Raw genomic sequence first — 21,001 nt, forward strand, 5'->3', positions numbered from 1 at the left:
CGCTGACCCAGTCGGCGGAGCTGGATCATCAGCCGGAGGACGTGGACAACAGCAACGACAACAGCCTCATCAGCCTGGCCAATGGCAAGGTGCTGCTGAGTGCAACCGTGACGGTGGTGGATGGCGATAACGACACCGCGACCGGCACGGTGAGTGCGGACCTCGGTGGCAACATCAGCTTTGAGGACGATGTACCGAGCGTCAGCAATAATCTCACCGTGCAACTCGATGACGACGCCTTGGCCAACGGCATTCCGGATGGTCCGAATGACGATGACAATGCGGTAAACACTGACGGTATCCTCGCTCATAACTTCGGGGCTGATGGTGCAGGCAGTGTGCAATGGCTGACTACGGGGGCGCCGGCTGGCTTTACTTATGAAACGAATCCCGCAGGCGCCCTGTTGGTCAAACAGGGGGCGACCACAGTGCTGACAGTAACCCTGAACTCGGCTACTGGGGCGTATAGCGTGACGCAGAATGCGCCTATTCAACATGCGAACGCTGATCAGGAGAACAACCAGGCGTTTACCCTGAACTATCAAGTGATCGATGGCGATGGCGATACCGCGAGCGGCACGCTGGCTATCAATGTCGATGACGATACGCCGGTGGCGAAGAACGACACGGCCATTGTTGCTGAGTCCAGTGACAAGGACTTCAATGTTGCCTTTGTGCTGGACTCCAGCGGCAGTATCAGCAACAGCGAGTTCACTACCATGATGAACGCCGTGAAGGCGGCGGGGCAGGCGCTGTTCAACGGTACCGATGGCGATGTGAAAATCACCATAGTGGCGTTCTCTTCGGACTCACTGGCATATGCTCCGGTGACATCGATCGCTGCGTTCAATGCTCTGGTTGATGACATCATTGCCAATAGACCGTTTAACGGCGACACCGACTTTACCGATGCTATCCAGCAAACCATGGTGTCTTATGCCCCGATTGAGGGCTGGAGCAACCAGGTTTTCTTTATCAGTGATGGCAACCCTAATGAGCAAACAGGTACAGGCGGCAACTCGCTGAGCAACGCAACGGCAACGGCGTGGAACACCTTTGTCGATAGTAATGCCATCAACGTCACCGCTATTGGTGTGGGAGACGGTATTAACACCACCCGCTTGCAGGATGTCGATCTCGATGGTAGTGGTGCTCCTATCCTGGTGACCGACTTTAATGGCTTGATCAATACATTGCTTGGTCAGATCTCGGGCAACTTCGTCAGCGGCAACGTTCTGCTTGGCAACAACAACGCGGTAGGTGGCGGCGACGACGATTCATACGGTGCCGATGGTCCGGGGCGGATCATGTCCATCAAGATCAATGGCACGACCTACTCCTGGGATGGTGTCTTGGATGGCGATCAGCAGCTGACCAACATCACGACGGCTCTGGGTGGCAAGCTGACCTTTAATTTCGCCACGGGCACATGGGGTTACACTTCGCCGCAAAGCGTTGCAGCGGACACCAGCGAAAGCTTCGACTATGTGATCGTCGACAAGGATGGCGATCAAGCGAGCGCTACTCTGACGATCAACATCGAGGATGCTGCACCGGTGATCGGTAAGGTGGACGAGGACGAACTGACTGGCGGCATCACCGATGGAGATGCCCAGACGACTACCGTCTCAGGAAGCCTGGTTGAACTATTGGTTGGTACGAACAGCGGCCAGTTCAGTCTGGATACCACCCCCAATGTCATGCCGTCCCTGACCTCGGACGGAGTGACGGTGACCTACGGCTTCTCTGGGAATACCCTGACGGCGATGGCTGGTGCGGCAACAGTCTTCACCCTGGTGGTGCAGAGCAATGGTTCCTACACCTTCACCCTGCTTGGGCCGTTGGATCACCAGAATGCCAATGGTGATGACAACGAGCTTCTGACGCTGAATCTGACCGGGGCCATTCGAGCCTCTGATGGCGTCAACCCGCTGCCGCTGGCTGGTGATCTGCTCATTCAGGTAGAAGATGATGTACCGACTATCCAGGCCAGCACCAACTTGGTGTACTCCAACAGCAGCAACCCGGGTGGTGGCACTGGTGTGTTCGATTACAGCACTGGTGCGGATAATCGCGGCACTGGGCCGTTCTCGTCGTCCGACTCGGATTTCAATGCCATCGGCCTGACGGGGACAGTTGGTGGCTCGGCCATTACGTCGCAATTGGTCACCTGGGTGTCGGAGAACGCTAGTACGGCCACCTTTGATATTGAGTTCAATTACGCGCCGAATCCGGCCAGTCCAGGAATCACGCAGGAGGCAACCGGTACCCTGACCTTCGACAAGATCAACGGTACTTACACGGTATCGCTGGATGAACCGATCGAGGGCTTCAGTGTTCTCAAAACCAGTGCCTCGTTAAGTATCACGGGCTACGCATCTGGTGGCAGTGTGCCGGATAACTCGCAGCCGGATGTGTCTGTGGCCAAGCTGGACAATGATTTTTATGTCCAGTTCAGGGGCGCTGCAGAGCCCGGTGGGGGTACCGGGACCAACAATCTGCAGACCGGTGGTGCCAACACCAGCGTATTCGCCAATGGCGAGTTGTTTACTCAGGCATCGTCTTGGGTCAGCGTCTCGAACTCGGCGAACGGCGTGGGCGGCGATACCATCGGCAAGGGGGAGGTGCTGGACTTGACATTCCACACTACCAACCCGACCGGTACTGTAGTCGCCAACCCTGATGGCCGGGCGGAGGGGATCTTCCTGAAGTTCGACGGTATCAATAGTGAAGACCTGGTGGTGGTGCTCAAACTGATCGGCACGGGTGGCATAACCACTACACGGGCTCTGGTGATCAGCAACAGTGATATCGTTAAATCTGGCAGTAGCGCTGCGACCCTGGCAGCCCTGCTGGCTTATGGCATTACCCTGGACAACAACGATGGGGCCATTGTCATCGAACACAATGACTACAACGGTGTAGGTGAGAATTGGCAGATCTACGGCGCGCAGATCTTGACCAGCGTGGAGGGCATTACCACCACCACAGCGCTGAACTTCAATGCGGCCTTCGGTGATTCTGGTGGTTCATATACGACCACAGACTTCAGTAACCAGACCGACAGCGATGTTGTGAAGGTCTCCGACATCGGTTTGATCACTTCGGAAAATACCACACTGGATGCCGAGTTGGACTTCCAGGTCGGGGTTAAGGATGCCGATAACGATGCTACTTCCAACACCAATCTGCATGTGACCATTGAGGCTGGCACCACCTTCATCGGATCGGCGTTGGCGGATGTGATTCAGGGCGGTGAAGGGAACGACACTCTCTCTGGTTTGGCCGGTGACGATACGCTGATAGGTGGACTGGGAGATGACATTCTGATCGGTGGTCTGGGTAGCGATACCATGACGGGTGGTGCGGGCAGTGATACCTTCAAGTGGATTGCTGGTAATGCGGATGGCAGTACCGACAACATTACCGACTTTACGCTGGGCAGCCCTGCCAGCGGTGGCGACGTGCTGGATCTGTCGGATCTGCTGGTCGGCGTTCCCAGTGGTGGCAGCAACGAGGATTTGGCCACAGTGCTGGACAATTACCTGCAGTTTGATACTGCGGCCAACAAGCTGACCATAGATACCAATGGACTTCCGAGTGGGGGTTCCCAGCTGACGGTGCAGTTCCAGGGTAGTCTCGATCTGGATCACAGTGGCGGTTTGACGACGAACCACGACATCATCAAGCAGCTGCTGGATGATGGCAACCTCAAGGTGGATCCGTAATCGAGTAATGGGGCCGGGCTATGCCTGGCCCCTGTTTTTTGACTGAGGGGGCGGCTAAGATAGCGGCAGTACAGGAGAGGGTCACCATGCAGTCATTCAATTGGGTCGATATCGATGGCATTCGCTATAGCTGGGATGGGCAGGGCAGCATTACCTGCACCGGCCAGTTTGGCTATCAGGCCACGATGGCAGGTGATCGGATCGATGCACTGGATCTTGAAAGCCAAGATGGCGAAGTGGCGGGTTCCCTCAATGTGGACTTCGCGGCCGCCACCATTGCCTTCACGCCGGCAGTAGATGCAGAGCCACCTCATATGGTGGTGCTGGTCGGGCATGATCAAGGGGAGCAGGAGTATTCGCTGCAGAGTCTGAGCGATACCTGTCTGCAGGATCTGCTCATGTACTCCGACAGCATCGACTGTGTTCCACTCATAACGTCCACGCCGGCAGACCCGGTGATCCCGTTGCAAGGACACGTTCTGTCGTGGGATTCCTTCCATTTCGATGATGACGTAGTGCTCGGTTCCCGCAGCGTCACACCGATGGCGCCCAGCCATCAAGAGCTGATGGGCAACGAGATCAGCATCAACATCGACATGACCAATCAGGTGCTGGATCAGATACCGCCATTGCACGATATATGAATCCCATTCGGCCACGGGCATAATGACCTCACTCTAATTGACTGAGGTTTTTTTCTATGTGGCGTCCCCTTCTTACCCTTTCCGCTCTGGTCGTCAGTGCCCCGTTATTCGCGCTTGAAGTACCACAAGCCCCGCATCTGGTGGTGAGTGGTTATGCCGAGCAGAAGGCCGAACCCGATATGTTGACCCTCAATGTGTCTGTGACCGCGCTGGAAAAGCAGGGCATCAAGGCCAAGCAGCAGGTGGATGGCAAGGTCGCGGCCTTCTTTGGTCAACTGGAAGGCTTGGGCATCAAGCGCAGTGACGTGGAGGCTGGCAACCTGGTGATCTCCCCCGAATATCAGTATCCGCAGAACAAGAAGCCGGAACTGGTGGGCTACCGTGCCCAGCGTCAACTCGCGGTCAAACTCTACCAGCTCGACAAGCTGAGCGAGCTGATGGATACCGCCCTCAAGGCGGGTCTGGAGTCTGTGTCCCAGATTGAGTACGGCCTCAAGTCGCCGCAGACCATCAAGGAGCAGGCGCGTGTCGGTGCGGTGGAAGATGCCAAGACCAAGGCGGAATCCCTGGCCAAGGCGTTCGGCATGAAGCTTGGCAAGGTTTACAGCGTCGAGTACCGCAACAACACCCCCATGCCCATCTATAGTCGTGCACTCAAGGCGGCCGCCATGGCTGCACCTGCCGCCGACATGATGGAAAACAGCTATCAACAGCAGCAGATCAGCATCACGGACAACGTGGAAGCCGTCTTCCTGCTGGAATAAGGCGTTGGCCATCCGGCCTTGTCGATCTATCTCAAGCCCGAGGCTCATCCCCTCGGGCTTGTCGTTTCTGCCTGGCAAGCGGGACTGAGTGTGCAGGCGAGAGCGCGGTAACCGGATGATGATGTGGCTGGCCGGATTTCGATCTATATGATGCAAGGACGGGCGGCACGGATGCTTAGCCCGACGCTTTGGTGCTCGCGAGTTGCAGATGACGGATAGAAAGATGCCGGTCGGTGACCGGCATCTGATGGCGTAACGAGGTGACGCGGATCAACCCAGGTTGGCGGCAACCCGTGCACGACGCTTCTGTTTGAGCTGATAGCCGATGGCCAGCACGACGATCCAGACAGGGATGAGCAGCACCGAGATCTGGATGCCCGGAGTCAGGTACATGATGACCAGGATGCCGGCCATGAAGGCGAGGCAGAGGTAGTTACCGAACGGGTACCAGAATGCCTTGAACTTGGGCTCAACCCCCTCGGCCTGCTTGCTCTTGCGAAACTTCAGGTGCGCGAGGCTTATCATGGCCCAGTTGATGACCAGGGCCGAGACCACCAGCGCCATCAGCAGCTCGAACGCCTTGCCCGGCATCAGGTAGTTGATCAGCACGCACAAGAGGGTTGCTGCGGCGGAGACTGAGATGGCCACCACGGGCACACCGCTCTTGTTGGTCTTGAGCAGGCTGCGCGGGCCGTTGCCCTGCTTGGCCAGACCGAACAGCATGCGGCTGTTGCAGTAGACGCAGCTGTTGTAGACCGACAAGGCGGCGGTCAGCACCACCATGTTGAGCACGGTCGCCACCAGGTTGCTGTCCAGCGCGTGGAAGATCATCACGAAGGGACTGCCGCCTTCCACCACCTTGCCCCAGGGGTAGAGAGACATCAGCACGGCCAGGGCGCCAATGTAGAAAATGAGGATGCGGTAGATAACCTGATTGGTGGCCTTGGGAATGCTCTTCTCGGGGTCATCCGCCTCTGCGGCCGTGATCCCCACCAGCTCAAGACCGCCGAACGAGAACATGATCACCGCCATCGCCATCACCAGACCGCTGATGCCGTTGGGGAAGAAGCCACCCTGGTCCCACAGGTTGGTGATGCTGGCATCCGGTCCGCCGTTGCCGCTGGCGAGCAGATAGCCGCCAAAACCAATCATGCCGACGATGGCGACCACCTTGATGATGGCAAACCAGAACTCCATCTCGCCGAACGCCTTGACGTTGGAGAGGTTGATGGCGTTGATCAGCACGAAGAAGACGGCCGCCGACATCCAGGTCGGGATCTCAGGCCACCAGTACTGGACATAGATGCCGACCGCCGTCAGCTCGGCCATGCTCACCAGCACGTAGAGTACCCAGTAGTTCCAGCCGGAGGCGAAACCGGCGAAATCACCCCAGTATTTGTAGGCAAAATGGCTGAAGGAACCTGCTACCGGCTCTTCCACCACCATCTCGCCCAGCTGGCGCATGATGAGGAAGGCGATAAAGCCGCCGATGGCATAGCCGAGCAGCACTGAGGGGCCCGCCATCTTGATGGTCTGGGCAATACCGAGAAACAGGCCGGTACCGATGGCACCGCCCAATGCGATGAGCTGGATATGGCGGTTTTTCAGGCCGCGCTTCAGCTCCTCGCCGTCTTGTTGAAGATCCATTCTTCCTTCCTTACGTCTCTGATGTCACTCGTCTGTCATTTCGCCCGTCGAGTCACTCCATGTGACCTTGCACGGCAAAGCGTGCTTGAAACGTGACGAAATCCGTATTTATTTCGTTACGGCAGGCCGCTTGTTGTTTTTTATGGCGGCTACCAACGGAAGCAGAATAGTGATAATCGGTCGTCCACGCACCTGTTTTCCTCATCATTCGCCGGTTTTTTCGGCACAAGACAGGTTTTTTATGATTCGAACGCGCTGAAGGGGAGTGGTTGCTCGCAATGTGCGCAGTCGAACGCTGTCGGGTTGACTCTTTAGTGGATTCCTGTTTTATGAAGCCTCCTCCGTAAAAAGGATGTGATTCATGCAACGTATTATTGGCAGCCTGCTGGCCGTCGTGCTCTGGTTGACTGTCTGGCTCTCTCCCTTGTTGCTGACCATGGCGGCGGGATGCATGCTGGTCTGGGCAGTGCAGGGTGATGACTATCTGGTGATGCACTTTCGAACCGTGCTGCTGATCGCTGGCGCCGTCGGTCTGCTGCCATCGCTCTGGTTGACCGAACGGGTACGCCGGCGTCATGGCGTGCTCAACTTCTATGCCATGCTGATGAACAACAAGGAGTTGAACAGCACAACCCCCCGTTCCCGCCAATCATAAAAAACCGAGCCAGATGCGGCCGCATCTGGCTCGGTTTTCATGTCTGCCTGTCACTCTTGCTGCCTGTTACCCATGGGACCATGCCGGGCTCAGCTCTGAACCTCAGCCCGGTTCAATAGAGCTGACGGCGCATGCCGGTTGCCTCCAGAATTTTTGCGCTTATCTCTTCCACCGAATGAGAGCTGGTATCGAGGAAGCGGATCGCCTCCTGGCGAAACAGCCGCTCCACGCTCGCCAGCTCCTGCTCGCACTGCTCCAGCGATGAATAGCGGCTGTTGGCGCGGCGCTGGTTGCGGATCTCGTGCAACCGCTGCGGCGCTATGGTGAGGCCGAACAGCTTGTGGCGGTTGGCCTTGAGAGCGCTCGGCAAGTCCAGCGTGCCCATGTCCTGTTCGATGAAGGGGTAGTTGGCGGCCCGGATGCCAAATTGCAGCGCCAGATAGAGGCTGGTCGGAGTCTTGCCGCAGCGGGAGACCCCGATGAGGATGATGTCCGCCTCCTCATACTCCTTGGTGGTGATGCCGTCATCGTTGGCCAGCGCGAAGTTCACCGCCTCTATGCGATCGTCATAGAGTTTGCGATTCTCCATGCCGTGAGTGCGATGCAGTCTGGGTTCGGCCTTGACCCCCAGTTCCTGTTCCAGCGGGCTGACGAAGGTGTTGAGAAAGTCGTGACTGCTGGCCTGGGCCTTGAGCACCTCTTCCCGTACCAGGGGGTCGACTATGGTGTGAAACAGTATGGGGCGTATCCCGGTCTGACGGAATTGCTCGTCGATGCGCGCCCGCACCTGCCTGGCTTTTTCCTGGGTCTCCACGAAGGGGATGGTGACTTGCTCAAACACCAGGGGAAACTGGCTCAAGACGGCGTGGCCGAACACCTCGGCCGTGATGGCGGTGCCGTCGGATACATAGAATACGGTGTGCACGATGCGCTCCTGTGGTACGGGTTGGCTAGGTTGCGAGCAGTCAGTATCTCTCGAAACCATACCGATTTTGTCAACCGATCTGCTGTGCCCAAGTTGTGAAGTGGCTTGCAAACCTGAGTCGTTACCTTTTTGTGTTGGCATTGTAGAATGTCTGTGTCATTCGGCCATCCCCAAATCTTGCTCGGGGATTTTTTTGACAACAAGTAGAAAACGTTTTCATGGTCGTTGGCAACAGTAGAAACGGACAATAACGCATATAACTCACGCACCTAATTTGGCGCAGAAGGTGCCACGGCACCCGAGCCCACCAACCTGGAGACATGCAAGTGCAACAGTACGTACTCTGGTACGAACAACTCGGAATGCAAGATGTAGAACGAGTTGGCGGCAAGAACGCATCCCTTGGCGAGATGATCAGCAACCTCTCTGGTGCCGGTGTATCCGTGCCGGGTGGCTTTGCGACCACGGCCTTTGCGTTTAACGAGTTTCTGGAGTTAAGCGGCCTCAACGGCAAGATCCATGATCTGCTCGATACCCTGGATGTGGACGACATAGCCGCCCTCAACCGGGCCGGTCAGCAGATCCGTGACTGGGTGATCGACGCCCCGTTCCAGCCTGCACTGGAGCAGGCGATCTGCGCCGCCTACGACAAGCTGAGTGCGGGTCTGGATGCCTCTTTCGCGGTGCGCTCCTCCGCCACCGCCGAGGATATGCCGGACGCTTCCTTTGCCGGTCAGCAGGAGACCTTCCTCAACGTACGCGGCATAGACTCTGTCATGATTGCCGTCAAGCATGTGTTTGCTTCACTGTTCAACGATCGCGCCATCTCCTACCGGGTGCATCAGGGGTATGACCACAAGGGCGTGGCGCTCTCGGCCGGGGTGCAGCGCATGGTGCGCTCGGATCTGGCCGCCTCCGGTGTCATGTTCACCCTGGATACCGAGTCGGGTTTCAACGACGTTGTCTTCATCACGGGTGCCCAGGGGCTGGGCGAGATGGTGGTGCAGGGGGCCGTCAACCCGGACGAGTTTTATGTGCACAAGCCCACCCTCAGGGGCGGGCGTCCTGCCGTGGTGCGCAAGACGCTCGGCTCCAAACTGATCAAGATGACCTACTCGGACGATGCCGGTCACGGCCGTCAGGTGAAGATAGTCGACACGACCGAGACCGAGCGCAGTCGCTTCTGCATCACGGATGAGGAGGTGATGGCGCTGGCGAAACAGGCGCTCATCATAGAGCAGCACTACGGTCGCCCCATGGATATCGAGTGGGCCAAGGATGGACAGGATGGTCAGCTCTACATAGTGCAGGCCCGTCCCGAGACGGTGCGCAGCCGCCAGGAGGCCAACACGCTCGAACGTTTTGCCCTCAAACAGGCGGGCAAGGTGCTGATCGAGGGGCGTGCCATCGGCCACAAGATTGGCGCGGGCCCGGCGCGGGTCATCTCCTCCATCAGCCAGATGGACGAAGTACAGCCCGGCGATGTGCTGGTCACCGACATGACGGATCCGGACTGGGAGCCCATCATGAAGCGGGCCTCCGCCATCGTCACCAACCGTGGCGGGCGCACCTGTCACGCCGCCATCATAGCCCGCGAGCTGGGTATTCCGGCCGTGGTGGGTTGCGGCAACGCCACCGATCATATTGCCCCGGGTCAGCTCATTACCGTCTCCTGCGCGGAAGGGGATACCGGCTTCATCTATGACGGCGAACTCGATTTCGACGTGGCGGTCACCGAGGTGGGCAACATGCCGCGCCTGCCCATCAAGATCATGATGAACGTCGGCAATCCGGACCGGGCGTTCGACTTCGCCCAGTTGCCCAATGCCGGTGTGGGCCTGGCGCGGCTCGAATTCATCATCAACCGCATGATTGGCGTGCACCCCAAGGCCCTGCTGGAGTTTGACCAGCAGAGTCCTGAACTGCAGGCCACCATCCGCAAGATGATCGCGGGTTACGACAGTCCCCGTGAGTTCTACGTGGCCAAGCTGACCGAAGGGATCGCCACCCTGGGCGCCGCCTTCTGGCCGGAGCGGGTCATAGTGCGGATGTCGGACTTCAAGTCCAACGAGTACGCCAACCTGGTCGGTGGCCGTTGCTACGAGCCTCACGAAGAGAACCCTATGATCGGGTTCCGTGGTGCATCCCGCTACATAGCCGACAGCTTCCGTCCCTGCTTTGCCCTCGAATGCGAGGCCATCAAGCGGGTGCGTGACGTCATGGGTTTGACCAACGTCGAGGTGATGATCCCCTTCGTGCGCACCGTGGGCGAAGTGGAGCAGGTGATCGACATCCTGGCCGAGAACGGGCTGCGCCGTGGCGAGCGGGGGCTCAAGGTGATCATGATGTGCGAGATCCCCTCCAACGCCCTGCTGGCGGATCAGTTCCTGCAGCACGTGGATGGCTTCTCCATCGGTTCCAACGACATGACCCAGCTCGCGCTCGGACTGGACCGGGACTCGGGCCTCATAGCCCACCTGTTCGACGAGCGCAACGAGGCGGTCAAGGCGCTGCTGTCGATGGCTATCCAGGCCGCGCGCAAGGCGGGCAAGTATGTCGGCATCTGTGGCCAGGGGCCATCCGATCACCCGGACTTCGCCGCCTGGCTGGTCGAGCAGGGCATAGACTCTGTGTCCCTCAACCCGGATACCGTAGTCGATACCTGGCTCTATCTGGCCGAGCAGCACAAGGCTGGCTGATCCTCGTCGGTTCCTGCCTGCGAATAATAAAAATGGCGCCCCCTGAGGGCGCCATTTTTATCGCGCAATAAACCTGATGGCGTTATTTGTCCGGGATATTTTTATTCCTGCTCAAAATAGGCGCGCCAGATCTTGGTTTTACACTCCGTTACATCTGTTCACTTCAACGCCACCCCATAATAAGCCTGCCATGTCATGACGAAGTGGGCGGATCACTATATTCACGTCATGTCGAGCAAGGCGGGATAAACAGGTTCCGCTCGCGTTCTATTTATCAATAAATACGTTGTTTGTTATTAATATGGCCAGGGTAGGCAGATGTCACAGAGCGTATCAAATCAAGTGATCAGAAGAATGCTGACGGCCTGTCAGCAGCAGGGGGGAGATCCGGATGCCATCCTGATGGCTGCCGGTCTGACGCCATTCGATATTCACCGTGAGCATGGCCGGATCCTGGCCCATAGCCATTACCGCATGCTGAGCCTGATGCAGCGGCATCTGAGCGACTTTCACGAGGGCATACTGTCTTACGATATCGCCGAGCTCTACCAGCACTATCCGGCGCTCATCAGCCTCTGCCTGAACCAGCCGTCCCCTCGCGCCGCCATCGAAGCCCTGCTGGCCTATCGCACCGTCATCGGCAACTGCGATGATTTTGTGGTGCGAAGAGGGGCGCTGTTTAGCCAATATGAGTATATCAATCAAGGGCCTGCCGCTCTGGGCGCGAGTCAGGCCATCCCCAATTTCGTCATTCTCTACCGGATCCTGCGGGTCTATGCACCCGGCCTTGGCGTCTTTGTGGGGTTCGTCGGCAAGCCGCCGGCCCATCACCGCCAGCTGGATCACTTCTTTGGAACCCACTGCCGCTGGGAGCAGCCCGGCAACACCCTGACCATAGACAATGCCCTGCTGGATAGCCGCGCCGATAGCTACAACGGGCCGCTTTGCCGCCTGCAGACAAGTCAGCTCGCGCATATTTGCAGCGATATCGATGAGCGGGTGCCCTTTGCCAATCTGGTGGCGGACATGATCCGCCATAAAATCCGCGGCGGTGTCATGGAGAGCGATGACCATTTACTCAAGGATGTCTGTTCGGCCATGAATATCAGCCGCTGGACCCTGAACCGAAAATTGCAGGGGGAGGGCAGCAGCTTCTCTGCCATCTTGAAACGGGTCAAGATGATGGAGGCCTGCCGTTTATTGGGCGAGGGAGAGCAACCGCTGCAAAATATCAGCGATCTGGTGGGTTTTTCCTCCCAGAGTGCCTTCAATCGTTTCTTCAAGGCCAATACCAATATGACTCCGCTGGCCTATCGCAATACCCGCCAATAATAACGGGACCAAGCCTGCGCCTGATCCCGTCAAGGCTGAAGGCAACAAGGGGGGCGCACCCTGGTGCGCCCCCCATCACCTTCATTTATTACCTGGGCTCGCTTATTTTGTCACTGTGGTGACGGTGGCGGCATCCACGCCGCTGGGCAGGGCCAGGGCGCCCGGGGTCGTGCTGCTCACCACTATCTCCTTGCTCACGGTGAAGGTGACCGGCGTGGTGGCGGAGACATCGGAAGAGGGGCTGATGTAGGCGCTGTAACTGCCAGGTTCCACTATCCACTGGTTGCTGGCCTCATCGAAGCTGGCGAGTATGCTGGCCGGAATGGTGAAGCTCAGCTGCTCGCTGGCGCCCGGTGCCAGCTGTTTGGTCTTGGCAAAGGCCTTGAGCTCTATGGTCGGTTTTTGCAGTTTGACCTCGGGGGCGCTGACATAGACCTGGGCTGCCTCCTTGCCCGCCACGGCGCCCGTGTTGGTGATGGTGGCCGTCAGCACCAGGCTGCCGGCCGCGCCCTTGGCCAGGGTATTGTTGGCGATGGCGGGGCTGGTGTAGCCGAAGCTGGTGTAGGAGAGGCCAAAGCCGAAGGGGTAGGAAACCGCCTTGTCGAAGGTGCTGTAGTAGCGGTAGCCCACGTAGATCCCCTCGTTGTAGTAGAGATCGTCCGGCTCGCCGTCCCCGTCGGTATCCTCACCCGGGAAGGTGCCGGCGGAGGGCACGCTGGCATAGCTGAGCGGGAAGCTCTGGGCCAGCTTGCCACTGGGGTTGACCGCCCCCGACAGCACGTCCGCGACCGCATGGCCGGTTTCCTGACCCGCCATGTAGGCCAGCAGTATGGCGTCCACCTTGTGGCTCCACTGGGCTGTGTCGATGACGCCGTTGACGTTGAGCACCACTACCACCTTCTTGCCCTGGGCGTGGAAGGCGCTGCTCACCGCATCTATGAGGGCGATTTCATCGTCGCCGAGCAGGTAGTCGCCCTTGCTGTCGGTGCGATCCGCTCCCTCACCGGCCTGGCGACCGAGGCTTATCACCGCCACCTCCTGTTCGCTGGCGGCGGCGGTGATCAGGCTGGCAAGCGTGGGAGAGACGACCGCCTCGGCGCAGGTATAGTAGCCCTTGGCGCCGAATTGCCCCTCGTGATAGACCTTGTTGGCCTCATAAAAATCGCCGTAGTAAGCCTGCAGCGCCCCGTTGACCGGGAAACGGCTGGCCAGCCCCTGGGCTATGGTGGTGGTGCTGGCGGCGTTCACATCCCCGCTGCCGGTGCCCCCCTTGTAGGTGTTGATCTGGTTGATGCCAAAGCTGGCCACCTTGCTGGTCGCGGCTATGGGCAGGGCGGCGGCTTCGTTGCGCAGCAGCACCATGCTTTCGGCCCCGGCCTGGCGAGCCAGTTTGGCGTGGGCGGCCAGATCCGGGCTGTTGCTGACGGCCAGCTGGTTGTAGGAGGGACTCTTCATCGCCTGGGTCAGGATATGGATGGCGGCCTCGGTCACCTTGGCCTCGTCGAGATCGCCCTGCTCGATGGATTGCTGCAGCTGTTCCTTGACGTTGCCAGGTTCGATCAAATCCTGCCCCGCCAGCACCTGCTTGTAGGCGTTGTTGGCCACATCGCCGGCAAACCAGTCGGACATCACCAGGCCGTCGAATTGCCACTCACCGCGCAGTACATCGGTCACGGCGTCCTTGCGTTCATTCACATAGGTGCCGTTGACCTTGTTGTAGGAGGTCATCACGGCCCAGGGCTGGGCCTCGTCCACTGCGATCTGGAAGCCGCGCAGATAGATTTCACGGAAGGTTCTCGGTTCACCTATGTCGTTGATCTGGTTGCGGTTGGTCTCTGAGTTGTTGCCAAAGTAGTGCTTGATGGTGGTGCCGACCCCATTGCTCTCCACCCCGTTGACCATGGCGGCGCCTATCTTGCCGGTGAGCAGCGGGTCTTCCGAGTAATATTCGAAGTTGCGGCCATTGAGCGGGTTGCGCTGAATGTTCATGCCGGGGGCCAGCAGGATGTCGACCCCGTACTGGCGCACCTCGTCCCCCATGGCTTCCCCGACGGACTTGACCAGGTTGACGTCCCAGCTGGAGGCGAGCAGGGAGCCGATGGGCCAGGCGGTGGCGTAATAGGTGGCGCTGTCGCCGTCGCGGCTGGCGCTGATCCGCAGGCCCGCCGGGCCATCGGCCAGTTTCAGGGCCGGAATGTCGATGCCGTCGGCACCGCGTGCCACCCCGTTGATGTAGCCCGCTACCCCGGCGACATCCTGCTTGACGTTGATGGCGCCGTTGGCGCTGCCATAACCTGGGCCGGAGAGCAGGCTCAGCTTCTCGTCCAGGGTGAGCTTGGCCACCATGGCTTCGGCCTGGCCGCGGTAATAGGCGTCGTCTTTTACCAGGGGATCCGAGTCGTTCTGGTTGCAGCCAACCAGCAGCCCGGCCAGCGCCAGGCTGACACCGAGTGAAACCGCTTTCATTTTTGTCGTGATAGGCATGAAGACTTCCTCGTAACTGTCTGAATAAAAAGGCAAGTGCGATATCGACACCGACAAGTGTTCGGGCCGGGCGGCCGCTCTGATGGCGGGTTCCCATGGATATCGATGACGGCTCAGGATGGGCCAGGGTGCATGTGCAAGGGTGCAACCATGGCCGGAGCCGCAGGCAGGTTAGCAAGTCGGACTGGCTGCGCCTTGCCTTGGCGGAGCGAGAAATGTGCAGTTGGGAGCAAGGGTGCCAAGTTGTGACAGGGGTCGCATCACAGGCTGCGCGGCAGGGAGGGGAAAGGGGAGGCTGGATGGCCCACCATTGAGGATGGCGGCAACAGGGCGGTCCGGCTTGGGGTGCGATTTGCCCTGAGGTGCGGGGCGCAGACGCTCGGGCAGAAGAGAGGGGGCCAGCGGCCCCCTCGGCGTGTGCAAGATACCTCGTGCTTGTCAGCGCAAGGGCTTGCTCACTTTGGCTGTTTCAGTGCACCGGCCAGTTCTATCTGCACCCTGACCCCTTGCTGCTTGAGCTGGGTGGCGATGGCGTTCAGATCCGTGCCTGGCTTGGCCTGCAGCAGGGCGATGCCACCGCTGCTCTGCTTGAACTGCAGGCCGTGGCGGCCCGCCAGCGCCTTGGCCTGATTGTCATCGGCCTCCACCAGCAGGGTGCCGCTGACGGTCAGCTCGGGGCTGGCGACCCCTTGCAGCAGGACGTCGCCACTGCGCAGGGTCTGTTGTGGCACCTTGCCATCCAGGCTGCGGGCGACCCGTTTCTTGCTGCCGTTATCCGGCGTCAGGTAGGTCTTGCCATTCACCTCTACGGTGTTGTACTGCTTGCCATCGATCACCACCGATTCGTCGGCCGTTGCGTGCACGCAGACCGAGGCCAGCAGGCTTGCCAGGGCAAGGCTGAGTAAGCTGTGTTTCATGTTATGACTCCTCTGTGATCAGGAACGGGCTGCGTCGTGACCGAGAACCCGCAGGGACCAGTCGAGCAGTTGACCCGGCTGGCTGTTGTTGCGCTCGGTCAGGGTGCTGCGGGTGTTGGTTCTGCGATCGAGCAGCGAGACCTGGCGGCTGCCATTGGCCACGTCGGTCACCTCCAGGCGCCACTCGCCCTGGGCCGGTTCGCCGTAGAACTTGTGGGAGAGCATGCGCATGTCACGCAGCCCCTTGGTGCGCACATAGCCCAGCTGCTGCCGGTCGAGGGATTGTCCCACCAGGCTGTTGTTGGGGTTGAGCAGCACGCTGCGGGTGCCGGATGGCGAGACCAGTTCGATCAGCAGGTCGGGCAGCCGCTGGTGATCCAGGCTCACCATCACCTGCACGGCCTCGACCGTCAATGGCTGATCGACCTGCGTGCTGGAGCGGGTCGGGCTGCTGCCCACGTCCGGGATGGCGCCGACGGCGCGATCCCGGACCGTCACCTTCTGCCAGGGCAACTGCACCAGTGGCGGCAGCGGATCATGGCTGGCGGCGCTGGCCAGGGTCTTGTTCACATCCACCAGGCCGAAACCATAGGTCGGGCTGTACCAGAGGCCGGCCGCGTTGCGCTCCCACCCCTCCAGACCCGTCACCTGGCGGCGCTGACCGTTGGCGGCCGTGTAACTTATCTGCACGGGCCCCTGATTGGCGTCGAGCCGGGTGGCGTTGCGGGCCAGCAGGTCGCGCAGATCCCGCACCGACAAGTCCGGATAGGCGGACATCAGCAGCGCCATGGCGCCTGTGGTGTTCGGGGTGGCCGAGGAGGTGCCGTTCATCACGCCGTTGTAGTCGCAGCTGGCATCCAGTTGCGGGTTGTTGTGCAGCCGGTTGGTGCTGGGATCGTCCACCCGGTTGTACCCCATGTCGCAGCCGGGCAGATCCGTGGTCACCATGGCCGGCGCATCCGTGCCGTATTCCCCGCCGGGGGCGCTCAGGAAGACGTTGCTGCCGACGCTGGAGTAGGAAGAACGCACCCCGTCCGCGTTGATGGCGCTCACCACCAGGTTCCAGAAGTTGCTGTTGGAGGGATCTATGTTGCTGTTCTCGAACGGCAGCTTGGGCAGGTTGCCGGTGCGGTTGAGCACATAGTTGCCGGAGGCAATCCGGTTGAAGCCGTTGCCCGCCGCCTTGATATAGGCCGCCCCCTGCGCCTGCTGGGTCTGTTGCTCGAACAGGCGATCGAGCTGCACCTGATCCAGCCCGTTGGCCCCTTCTGGATCGACCAAACTCATGCCATAGCTCTGGTTGAAGACCCGGTTGTCTGCGGTGACGGCATTGCCGCCCAGGGCGTAGAGCCAATCCTTCTGCAACTGCTGGCTGTTGTCATCGAGCAGGTTGAAGCCCTGCAACTGGGCGCGGGGGGCCACCCCCAGGGTGCCTATGGTATTGTCCACCGCGGCTATGATGCCGGATACCGAGGTGCCGTGGGCACTGTCCGGATCGGTCGGGGTGGGATCGCTGCTGCCGGTCACCACGTTTTTGGAGCCGGGGCGCACGTTGTCGGCCAGATCCGGGTGGGCGATGGCCATGCCATCGTCCACCACGGCCACGTTGATGCCCTGACCCAATACCTCGGTGCGGTGTGCCCACCAGAGGTTGAGGTCATTGCCCGCCACGCCGCCGCGGGGGCTGAAGGCATTCTGGCCGCTGTTGAGCAGGTGCCACTGCTGGTCCTGCAGGGGGTTGATGCCGGGCAGACAACGGACTGCGCTGCTGCGACCGGTATCGAGTCCGGCCTCTTTGCCGGTGAGTGGGGTGCAACTCTCATTAGCCTGAACTGAAGCGATAGGCAGGGCCGAGAGCAGGGCCGAGATTGCCAACGCCAACGATGTTTTTCTCATTAATAAACTCCATCTTATATCGCACCGTCCTGGGTGCGACTGGCATCTATACACGGGAAAAACAGAGCCAAAAAGCGCTCATTTCTGATCTGAGATAAGGCTCAAAAAAATCCCATCACAAACCGGTTTTCAACCATATGGGGGTTCCGGCGAATCCCTTTATATGTTGTATTGAGAACTTTTCTCAGTTGGCGGTTGTTGATCTTTGTCTTTATAGATCAAGATGTTATTAACTCACCATTCACCCTGGCTGCGGCAGTGCCGAGGCAGGCGCGTTGGGCTGGCCCTGACCAGATATGACACATACCCAAGCGGGTGTTATGTGGCCGGCAAGCCTGCCATGCCGGGAGGCGGTTTTTACGCCAGGCGGCAATGAAAACGGCGCCAGTGGCGCCGTGTTTATGTGAGGAGTTGGCCGAGCGTGGCCGGCCGTTATTTGATCAAGGCCAGGATCGGGCGAAACGCCGGATGGCGGCAATCCCCCAGCAGCTCATAGAGGCACATCTCCACCGAGGTGAGCCGTGCGCCACGGGCTGCCAGCTGAGCGATGGCCAAGTCGCGGTTGGCGGCGCTGCGGGACGACACCGCATCCACCACCAGGGAGACATCGGCGCCGCTGTCGAGCAGTCCCAGCACAGTCTGGTAAACGCAGATATGGGCCTCTATGCCGCACACCAGCCAGTGACGCCTGCCCGTCCGGGCCAGCGTGGCGGCCACTGCCGGCTCCCCCAGCGCGCCGAAGCTGAACTTGGCCAGCACGGGGGCGCCGCTTTGCAGCGGCTGCAGCTCGGGCACAGTCGGCCCCAGCTTGTCCGGATTTTGTTCCAGCCAGACAACCGGCAAGCCCAGTGCCTGGGCCCCTTGTACCAGCCGTGCGCTGTTGGCAATCAGGGCCGGGCTTCCCTCGACGAGCCGTGCCAGCTTGCCCTGAATATCGACGACCAGCAGGCCTGTGGTAGAGACGGTCAACATGATGGCTCCCTGGGTCAGATCAGTGGGTGGCGCCCAGTGGACGCATGACAGATGTACGCGACTGGTTCCACAGATAGATGAGGGTCAGCGCGATGGCGGTACCGATCGGCAAGGCGAACAGATGCAGCGCGATAAAGCACCAGAAGACAACTTTGAAGCCCTTCACCGGCTCGGTGAGCCCGCGATAGGCCACATAGTTGAATGCCATGACAAACAGCCCAATGGCCAGTGCGAGGCCGATGCTGACCCCCTGTGACGGGGCTGATCCGGCCGGGTGCAGCGGGCTGACCGTTACGACGGACCATGCAACAAACGCTATCATGGCCAAAGAAAAAAGCGTCGAAGCGATAAAGATGCCTTTGGCGATCAGCTGTTGTTTGGGGCTCATGAATACTCCTTGAATAGGGGGTGGTCTTGCTCCCTGCTCGTGATCTGGCGTGCCTTCCATGCCGTTCGCCATTGACATGGTGACGTATAAAATATGAGTCACGGCACCCTGTCGATAAGGCCCATAAACCTACCCGCAATGCCAGCGCCGGTCAAAAATAAAGTAATTCAAATTGTAAATTAAGTGACAGTTTTACTATTTTAGCTGGCTATTCTGATAAAAATATAATTAGAACAACACGCCTTGGCCAGAATATCCTTCTAGTTGGTTCATGTAAATATTTAGTTTCTTTAATACGTAATCTGCAACTTCGCTTGGTATTTCTTTGTCGGTATAACAAAACTCAATGCATATTTGCTTATCTTTTCCATCAATGAAGATGTCTGGTTTAACTCCGGAGATCCAAGGATGAAATATTTCTGAAACAGCACCAATGTCTATACATTCATTAATGCACTCTTTAATCGCATGATTCAAATGTTGATCGGATAGCTGTTTCGAGCTAATCATTTTATTTAATGTTTTAAATGGTAAGTCTGCTTTTATTAACGCATCTTGAGTCTGTCGTCCTTTTTTCTTTCCAATCGGATGCTCTGTTCCTGAAAGAAGCCGGATCAGCGGAGTTCGCTCAAATGTTTCCTTCGCTTTATGCTTGAGCGACCAATTTCTATTTAAATTGTGTTCAGACAATGCATTTATAATTGACTTGTTTGCAGTAAATGAATTAACCGCCATAATAAGTGCATTCGTTGATATAAATAGTATGCGTGTTTTCAACGCACCGTTTATTGCCAGTTGTAGTCTGGTTGAATCCCATATACTTTTCTTTTGATCATTTCTTCTTATGTATTCATATAGCTTTTCATGTATAGCAACCCATGCATTTTCCGAATGTTCACTTTGCCTTGAAAACTGTTTAGTAACATTTTCGGCATCTTTATAGGCAAAAACAAACCAAACCTCATTGGGTTTCGGCATTTTATCTTTAATGTTTTTGAAGTGATTAGATTTTTCATCCCAAAAAATTTTAACCATATCAAGATAATTTCTGATAGTTTGCTCTATGTATGCTTTTCTTTTCAAGTTTTCATAAACACCTTCTAAATCATTTGTATTTAAGTTGAAGTCTGATATTGAACATTTGTTGATAACCTCAATAGTTTTTGTCGCAATATCAGTGAAGTAGTCTTTAAATGGGCCGTTGAATTCTATTTTTTCAAAACCAGGTTGAAAAAGTGTTCCTGATACAGCATTTGAGTAGTCAAACATTTTTTCGGCATCACTACTCTCAGTTAGGGGCCATAACACTAGTATAGGAGACTTTCTTAATATTCCATTAAGGTCTCTAAAAAAACCTTTTATTACATCTACATCAATACCACTTAAGTTTTCTAAGTAATTTATTATTACACATAAAGGACCTGCATCCTTCCGTTCGGTTGCTTGTTTACTGATTTTGTTTAAAAACTCAGTGAGTTTAATTAATTTTTCAGAGCCTATAAACTCCTGTGCATCAAAATATTTTAAACCAGATATTTTTACATGAGCTCGCCAACTTAGAGACTGAAAGAACGTGGACTTTCCTACACCAGGGCGACCTACTATTAGAGATAGTTTTCCTGAATTCCTTACTCTCGCACTTAATTCAGTGAGTGCCTCTTCTGCCTCAACAACAGGAATAAAAAACTGCATCATTGCTTCATTAATTGAGTTACAGTTTAGTTCATTAACAATATCCTCGTATGAAGATGGTAAAATAAGTTCGCGATTGTGCATGTAAAACCTCACTGTATATTTTGGCACTCATCAATAAATTAGCTGTATGGCATCATTATTGAATGATTTAACTACAACAATCAAAGCCACTGTCCTTAAATGACGGCTTCAGTGTGCACCTTCTCCAGCGGGGTGAGTCTGATAAAGCACCCTGACGCAAAATGGTACCGAATG

Annotated in this window: 14 protein-coding genes; 6 read left to right on the top strand and 8 right to left on the bottom strand. The window is 57.4% G+C overall.

Annotated features, from left to right (window positions below; translation table 11 throughout):
* Nucleotides 1-41 precede the first annotated feature (41 nt).
* The 3 genes from AACW87_RS20980 (at nt 42) to AACW87_RS20990 (ending at nt 5,136) form a co-directional block, all read left to right on the top strand.
* Nucleotides 42-3,728 (top strand): T1SS-143 repeat domain-containing protein, encoded by a 3,687-nt coding sequence (locus AACW87_RS20980; protein WP_339385750.1) that lies wholly within the window; start codon nt 42-44, stop codon nt 3,726-3,728.
* An 86-nt stretch (nt 3,729-3,814) separates the two neighbouring features.
* Nucleotides 3,815-4,372 (top strand): hypothetical protein, encoded by a 558-nt coding sequence (locus AACW87_RS20985; RefSeq protein WP_241326057.1) that lies wholly within the window; start codon nt 3,815-3,817, stop codon nt 4,370-4,372.
* Between the two features lie 56 nt (nt 4,373-4,428).
* Nucleotides 4,429-5,136: an SIMPL domain-containing protein gene (locus tag AACW87_RS20990; RefSeq protein WP_042866080.1), complete on the top strand. Its 708-nt coding sequence runs from the start codon at nt 4,429-4,431 to the stop codon at nt 5,134-5,136.
* Nucleotides 5,137-5,406: 270 nt separating this feature from the next.
* On the opposite strand, the gene AACW87_RS20995 is transcribed toward AACW87_RS20990, so the two are convergent.
* Nucleotides 5,407-6,783, bottom strand: a complete 1,377-nt coding sequence (locus AACW87_RS20995; RefSeq protein ID WP_042866081.1) for an amino acid permease — start codon at nt 6,781-6,783, stop codon at nt 5,407-5,409.
* A 361-nt stretch (nt 6,784-7,144) separates the two neighbouring features.
* On the opposite strand from AACW87_RS20995, the gene AACW87_RS21000 reads away from it, so the two are divergent.
* The gene (locus tag AACW87_RS21000; RefSeq protein WP_043139329.1) at nt 7,145-7,438 is read left to right on the top strand and encodes a hypothetical protein; all 294 of its coding nucleotides are present in this window, start codon (nt 7,145-7,147) and stop codon (nt 7,436-7,438) included.
* Between the two features lie 112 nt (nt 7,439-7,550).
* Here AACW87_RS21000 and ppsR read toward each other — a convergent pair whose 3' ends face one another.
* The gene (gene ppsR / locus AACW87_RS21005) at nt 7,551-8,363 is read right to left on the bottom strand and encodes a posphoenolpyruvate synthetase regulatory kinase/phosphorylase PpsR (protein ID WP_080741146.1); all 813 of its coding nucleotides are present in this window, start codon (nt 8,361-8,363) and stop codon (nt 7,551-7,553) included.
* 320 nt (nt 8,364-8,683) lie between these two features.
* Between ppsR and ppsA the strand changes: the two genes are divergently transcribed.
* Nucleotides 8,684-11,062: a phosphoenolpyruvate synthase gene (ppsA, locus tag AACW87_RS21010; RefSeq protein ID WP_241326058.1), complete on the top strand. Its 2,379-nt coding sequence runs from the start codon at nt 8,684-8,686 to the stop codon at nt 11,060-11,062.
* 354 nt (nt 11,063-11,416) lie between these two features.
* A complete protein-coding gene (locus tag AACW87_RS21015; protein ID WP_241326059.1) occupies nt 11,417-12,394 on the top strand; it encodes a helix-turn-helix transcriptional regulator in 978 nt (325 codons plus the stop codon).
* Nucleotides 12,395-12,496: 102 nt separating this feature from the next.
* Here the strand turns inward: AACW87_RS21015 and AACW87_RS21020 are convergent, their stop codons facing one another.
* From AACW87_RS21020 to AACW87_RS21045, 6 genes are all read right to left on the bottom strand, one after another.
* Entirely contained in the window at nt 12,497-14,878 is a 2,382-nt protein-coding gene (locus AACW87_RS21020; RefSeq protein ID WP_241326060.1) for a beta-glucosidase family protein, read from the bottom strand.
* A 455-nt stretch (nt 14,879-15,333) separates the two neighbouring features.
* Nucleotides 15,334-15,795 (bottom strand): serine protease chaperone, encoded by a 462-nt coding sequence (locus AACW87_RS21025; RefSeq protein ID WP_043139342.1) that lies wholly within the window; start codon nt 15,793-15,795, stop codon nt 15,334-15,336.
* An 18-nt stretch (nt 15,796-15,813) separates the two neighbouring features.
* On the bottom strand, nt 15,814-17,691 hold the full coding sequence (gene asp, locus AACW87_RS21030; RefSeq protein WP_043139345.1) for a serine protease Asp: 1,878 nt from the start codon (nt 17,689-17,691) through the stop codon (nt 15,814-15,816).
* A gap of 432 nt (nt 17,692-18,123) precedes the next feature.
* Nucleotides 18,124-18,663 carry a hydrolase gene (locus tag AACW87_RS21035; protein WP_241326061.1) on the bottom strand — a complete coding sequence of 180 codons (540 nt, stop codon included), beginning with the start codon at nt 18,661-18,663 and terminating at the stop codon, nt 18,124-18,126.
* 19 nt (nt 18,664-18,682) lie between these two features.
* Nucleotides 18,683-19,051 (bottom strand): hypothetical protein, encoded by a 369-nt coding sequence (locus AACW87_RS21040; protein ID WP_043556494.1) that lies wholly within the window; start codon nt 19,049-19,051, stop codon nt 18,683-18,685.
* 228 nt (nt 19,052-19,279) lie between these two features.
* Nucleotides 19,280-20,827, bottom strand: coding sequence for a hypothetical protein (locus AACW87_RS21045; RefSeq protein WP_241326062.1), 1,548 nt, complete (start codon nt 20,825-20,827; stop codon nt 19,280-19,282).
* Nucleotides 20,828-21,001 lie beyond the last annotated feature (174 nt).

This window comes from Aeromonas sp. MR7 (assembly GCF_963899385.1).
Classification (GTDB): Bacteria; Pseudomonadota; Gammaproteobacteria; order Enterobacterales; family Aeromonadaceae; genus Aeromonas; species Aeromonas bestiarum.

Bases quoted from the DNA above. Each gene is read 5' to 3' on its own strand.
- AACW87_RS20985 (WP_241326057.1), top strand. From the start codon at position 3,815: ATGCAGTCATTCAATTGGGTCGATATCGATGGCATTCGCTATAGCTGG.
- AACW87_RS20990 (WP_042866080.1), top strand. From the start codon at position 4,429: ATGTGGCGTCCCCTTCTTACCCTTTCCGCTCTGGTCGTCAGTGCCCCG.
- AACW87_RS20995 (WP_042866081.1), bottom strand. From the start codon at position 6,783: ATGGATCTTCAACAAGACGGCGAGGAGCTGAAGCGCGGCCTGAAAAAC.
- AACW87_RS21000 (WP_043139329.1), top strand. From the start codon at position 7,145: ATGCAACGTATTATTGGCAGCCTGCTGGCCGTCGTGCTCTGGTTGACT.
- ppsA (WP_241326058.1), top strand. From the start codon at position 8,684: ATGCAAGTGCAACAGTACGTACTCTGGTACGAACAACTCGGAATGCAA.
- AACW87_RS21015 (WP_241326059.1), top strand. From the start codon at position 11,417: ATGCTGACGGCCTGTCAGCAGCAGGGGGGAGATCCGGATGCCATCCTG.
- AACW87_RS21020 (WP_241326060.1), bottom strand. From the start codon at position 14,878: ATGCCTATCACGACAAAAATGAAAGCGGTTTCACTCGGTGTCAGCCTG.
- AACW87_RS21025 (WP_043139342.1), bottom strand. From the start codon at position 15,795: ATGAAACACAGCTTACTCAGCCTTGCCCTGGCAAGCCTGCTGGCCTCG.
- asp (WP_043139345.1), bottom strand. From the start codon at position 17,691: ATGAGAAAAACATCGTTGGCGTTGGCAATCTCGGCCCTGCTCTCGGCC.
- AACW87_RS21035 (WP_241326061.1), bottom strand. From the start codon at position 18,663: ATGTTGACCGTCTCTACCACAGGCCTGCTGGTCGTCGATATTCAGGGC.
- AACW87_RS21040 (WP_043556494.1), bottom strand. From the start codon at position 19,051: ATGAGCCCCAAACAACAGCTGATCGCCAAAGGCATCTTTATCGCTTCG.
- AACW87_RS21045 (WP_241326062.1), bottom strand. From the start codon at position 20,827: ATGCACAATCGCGAACTTATTTTACCATCTTCATACGAGGATATTGTT.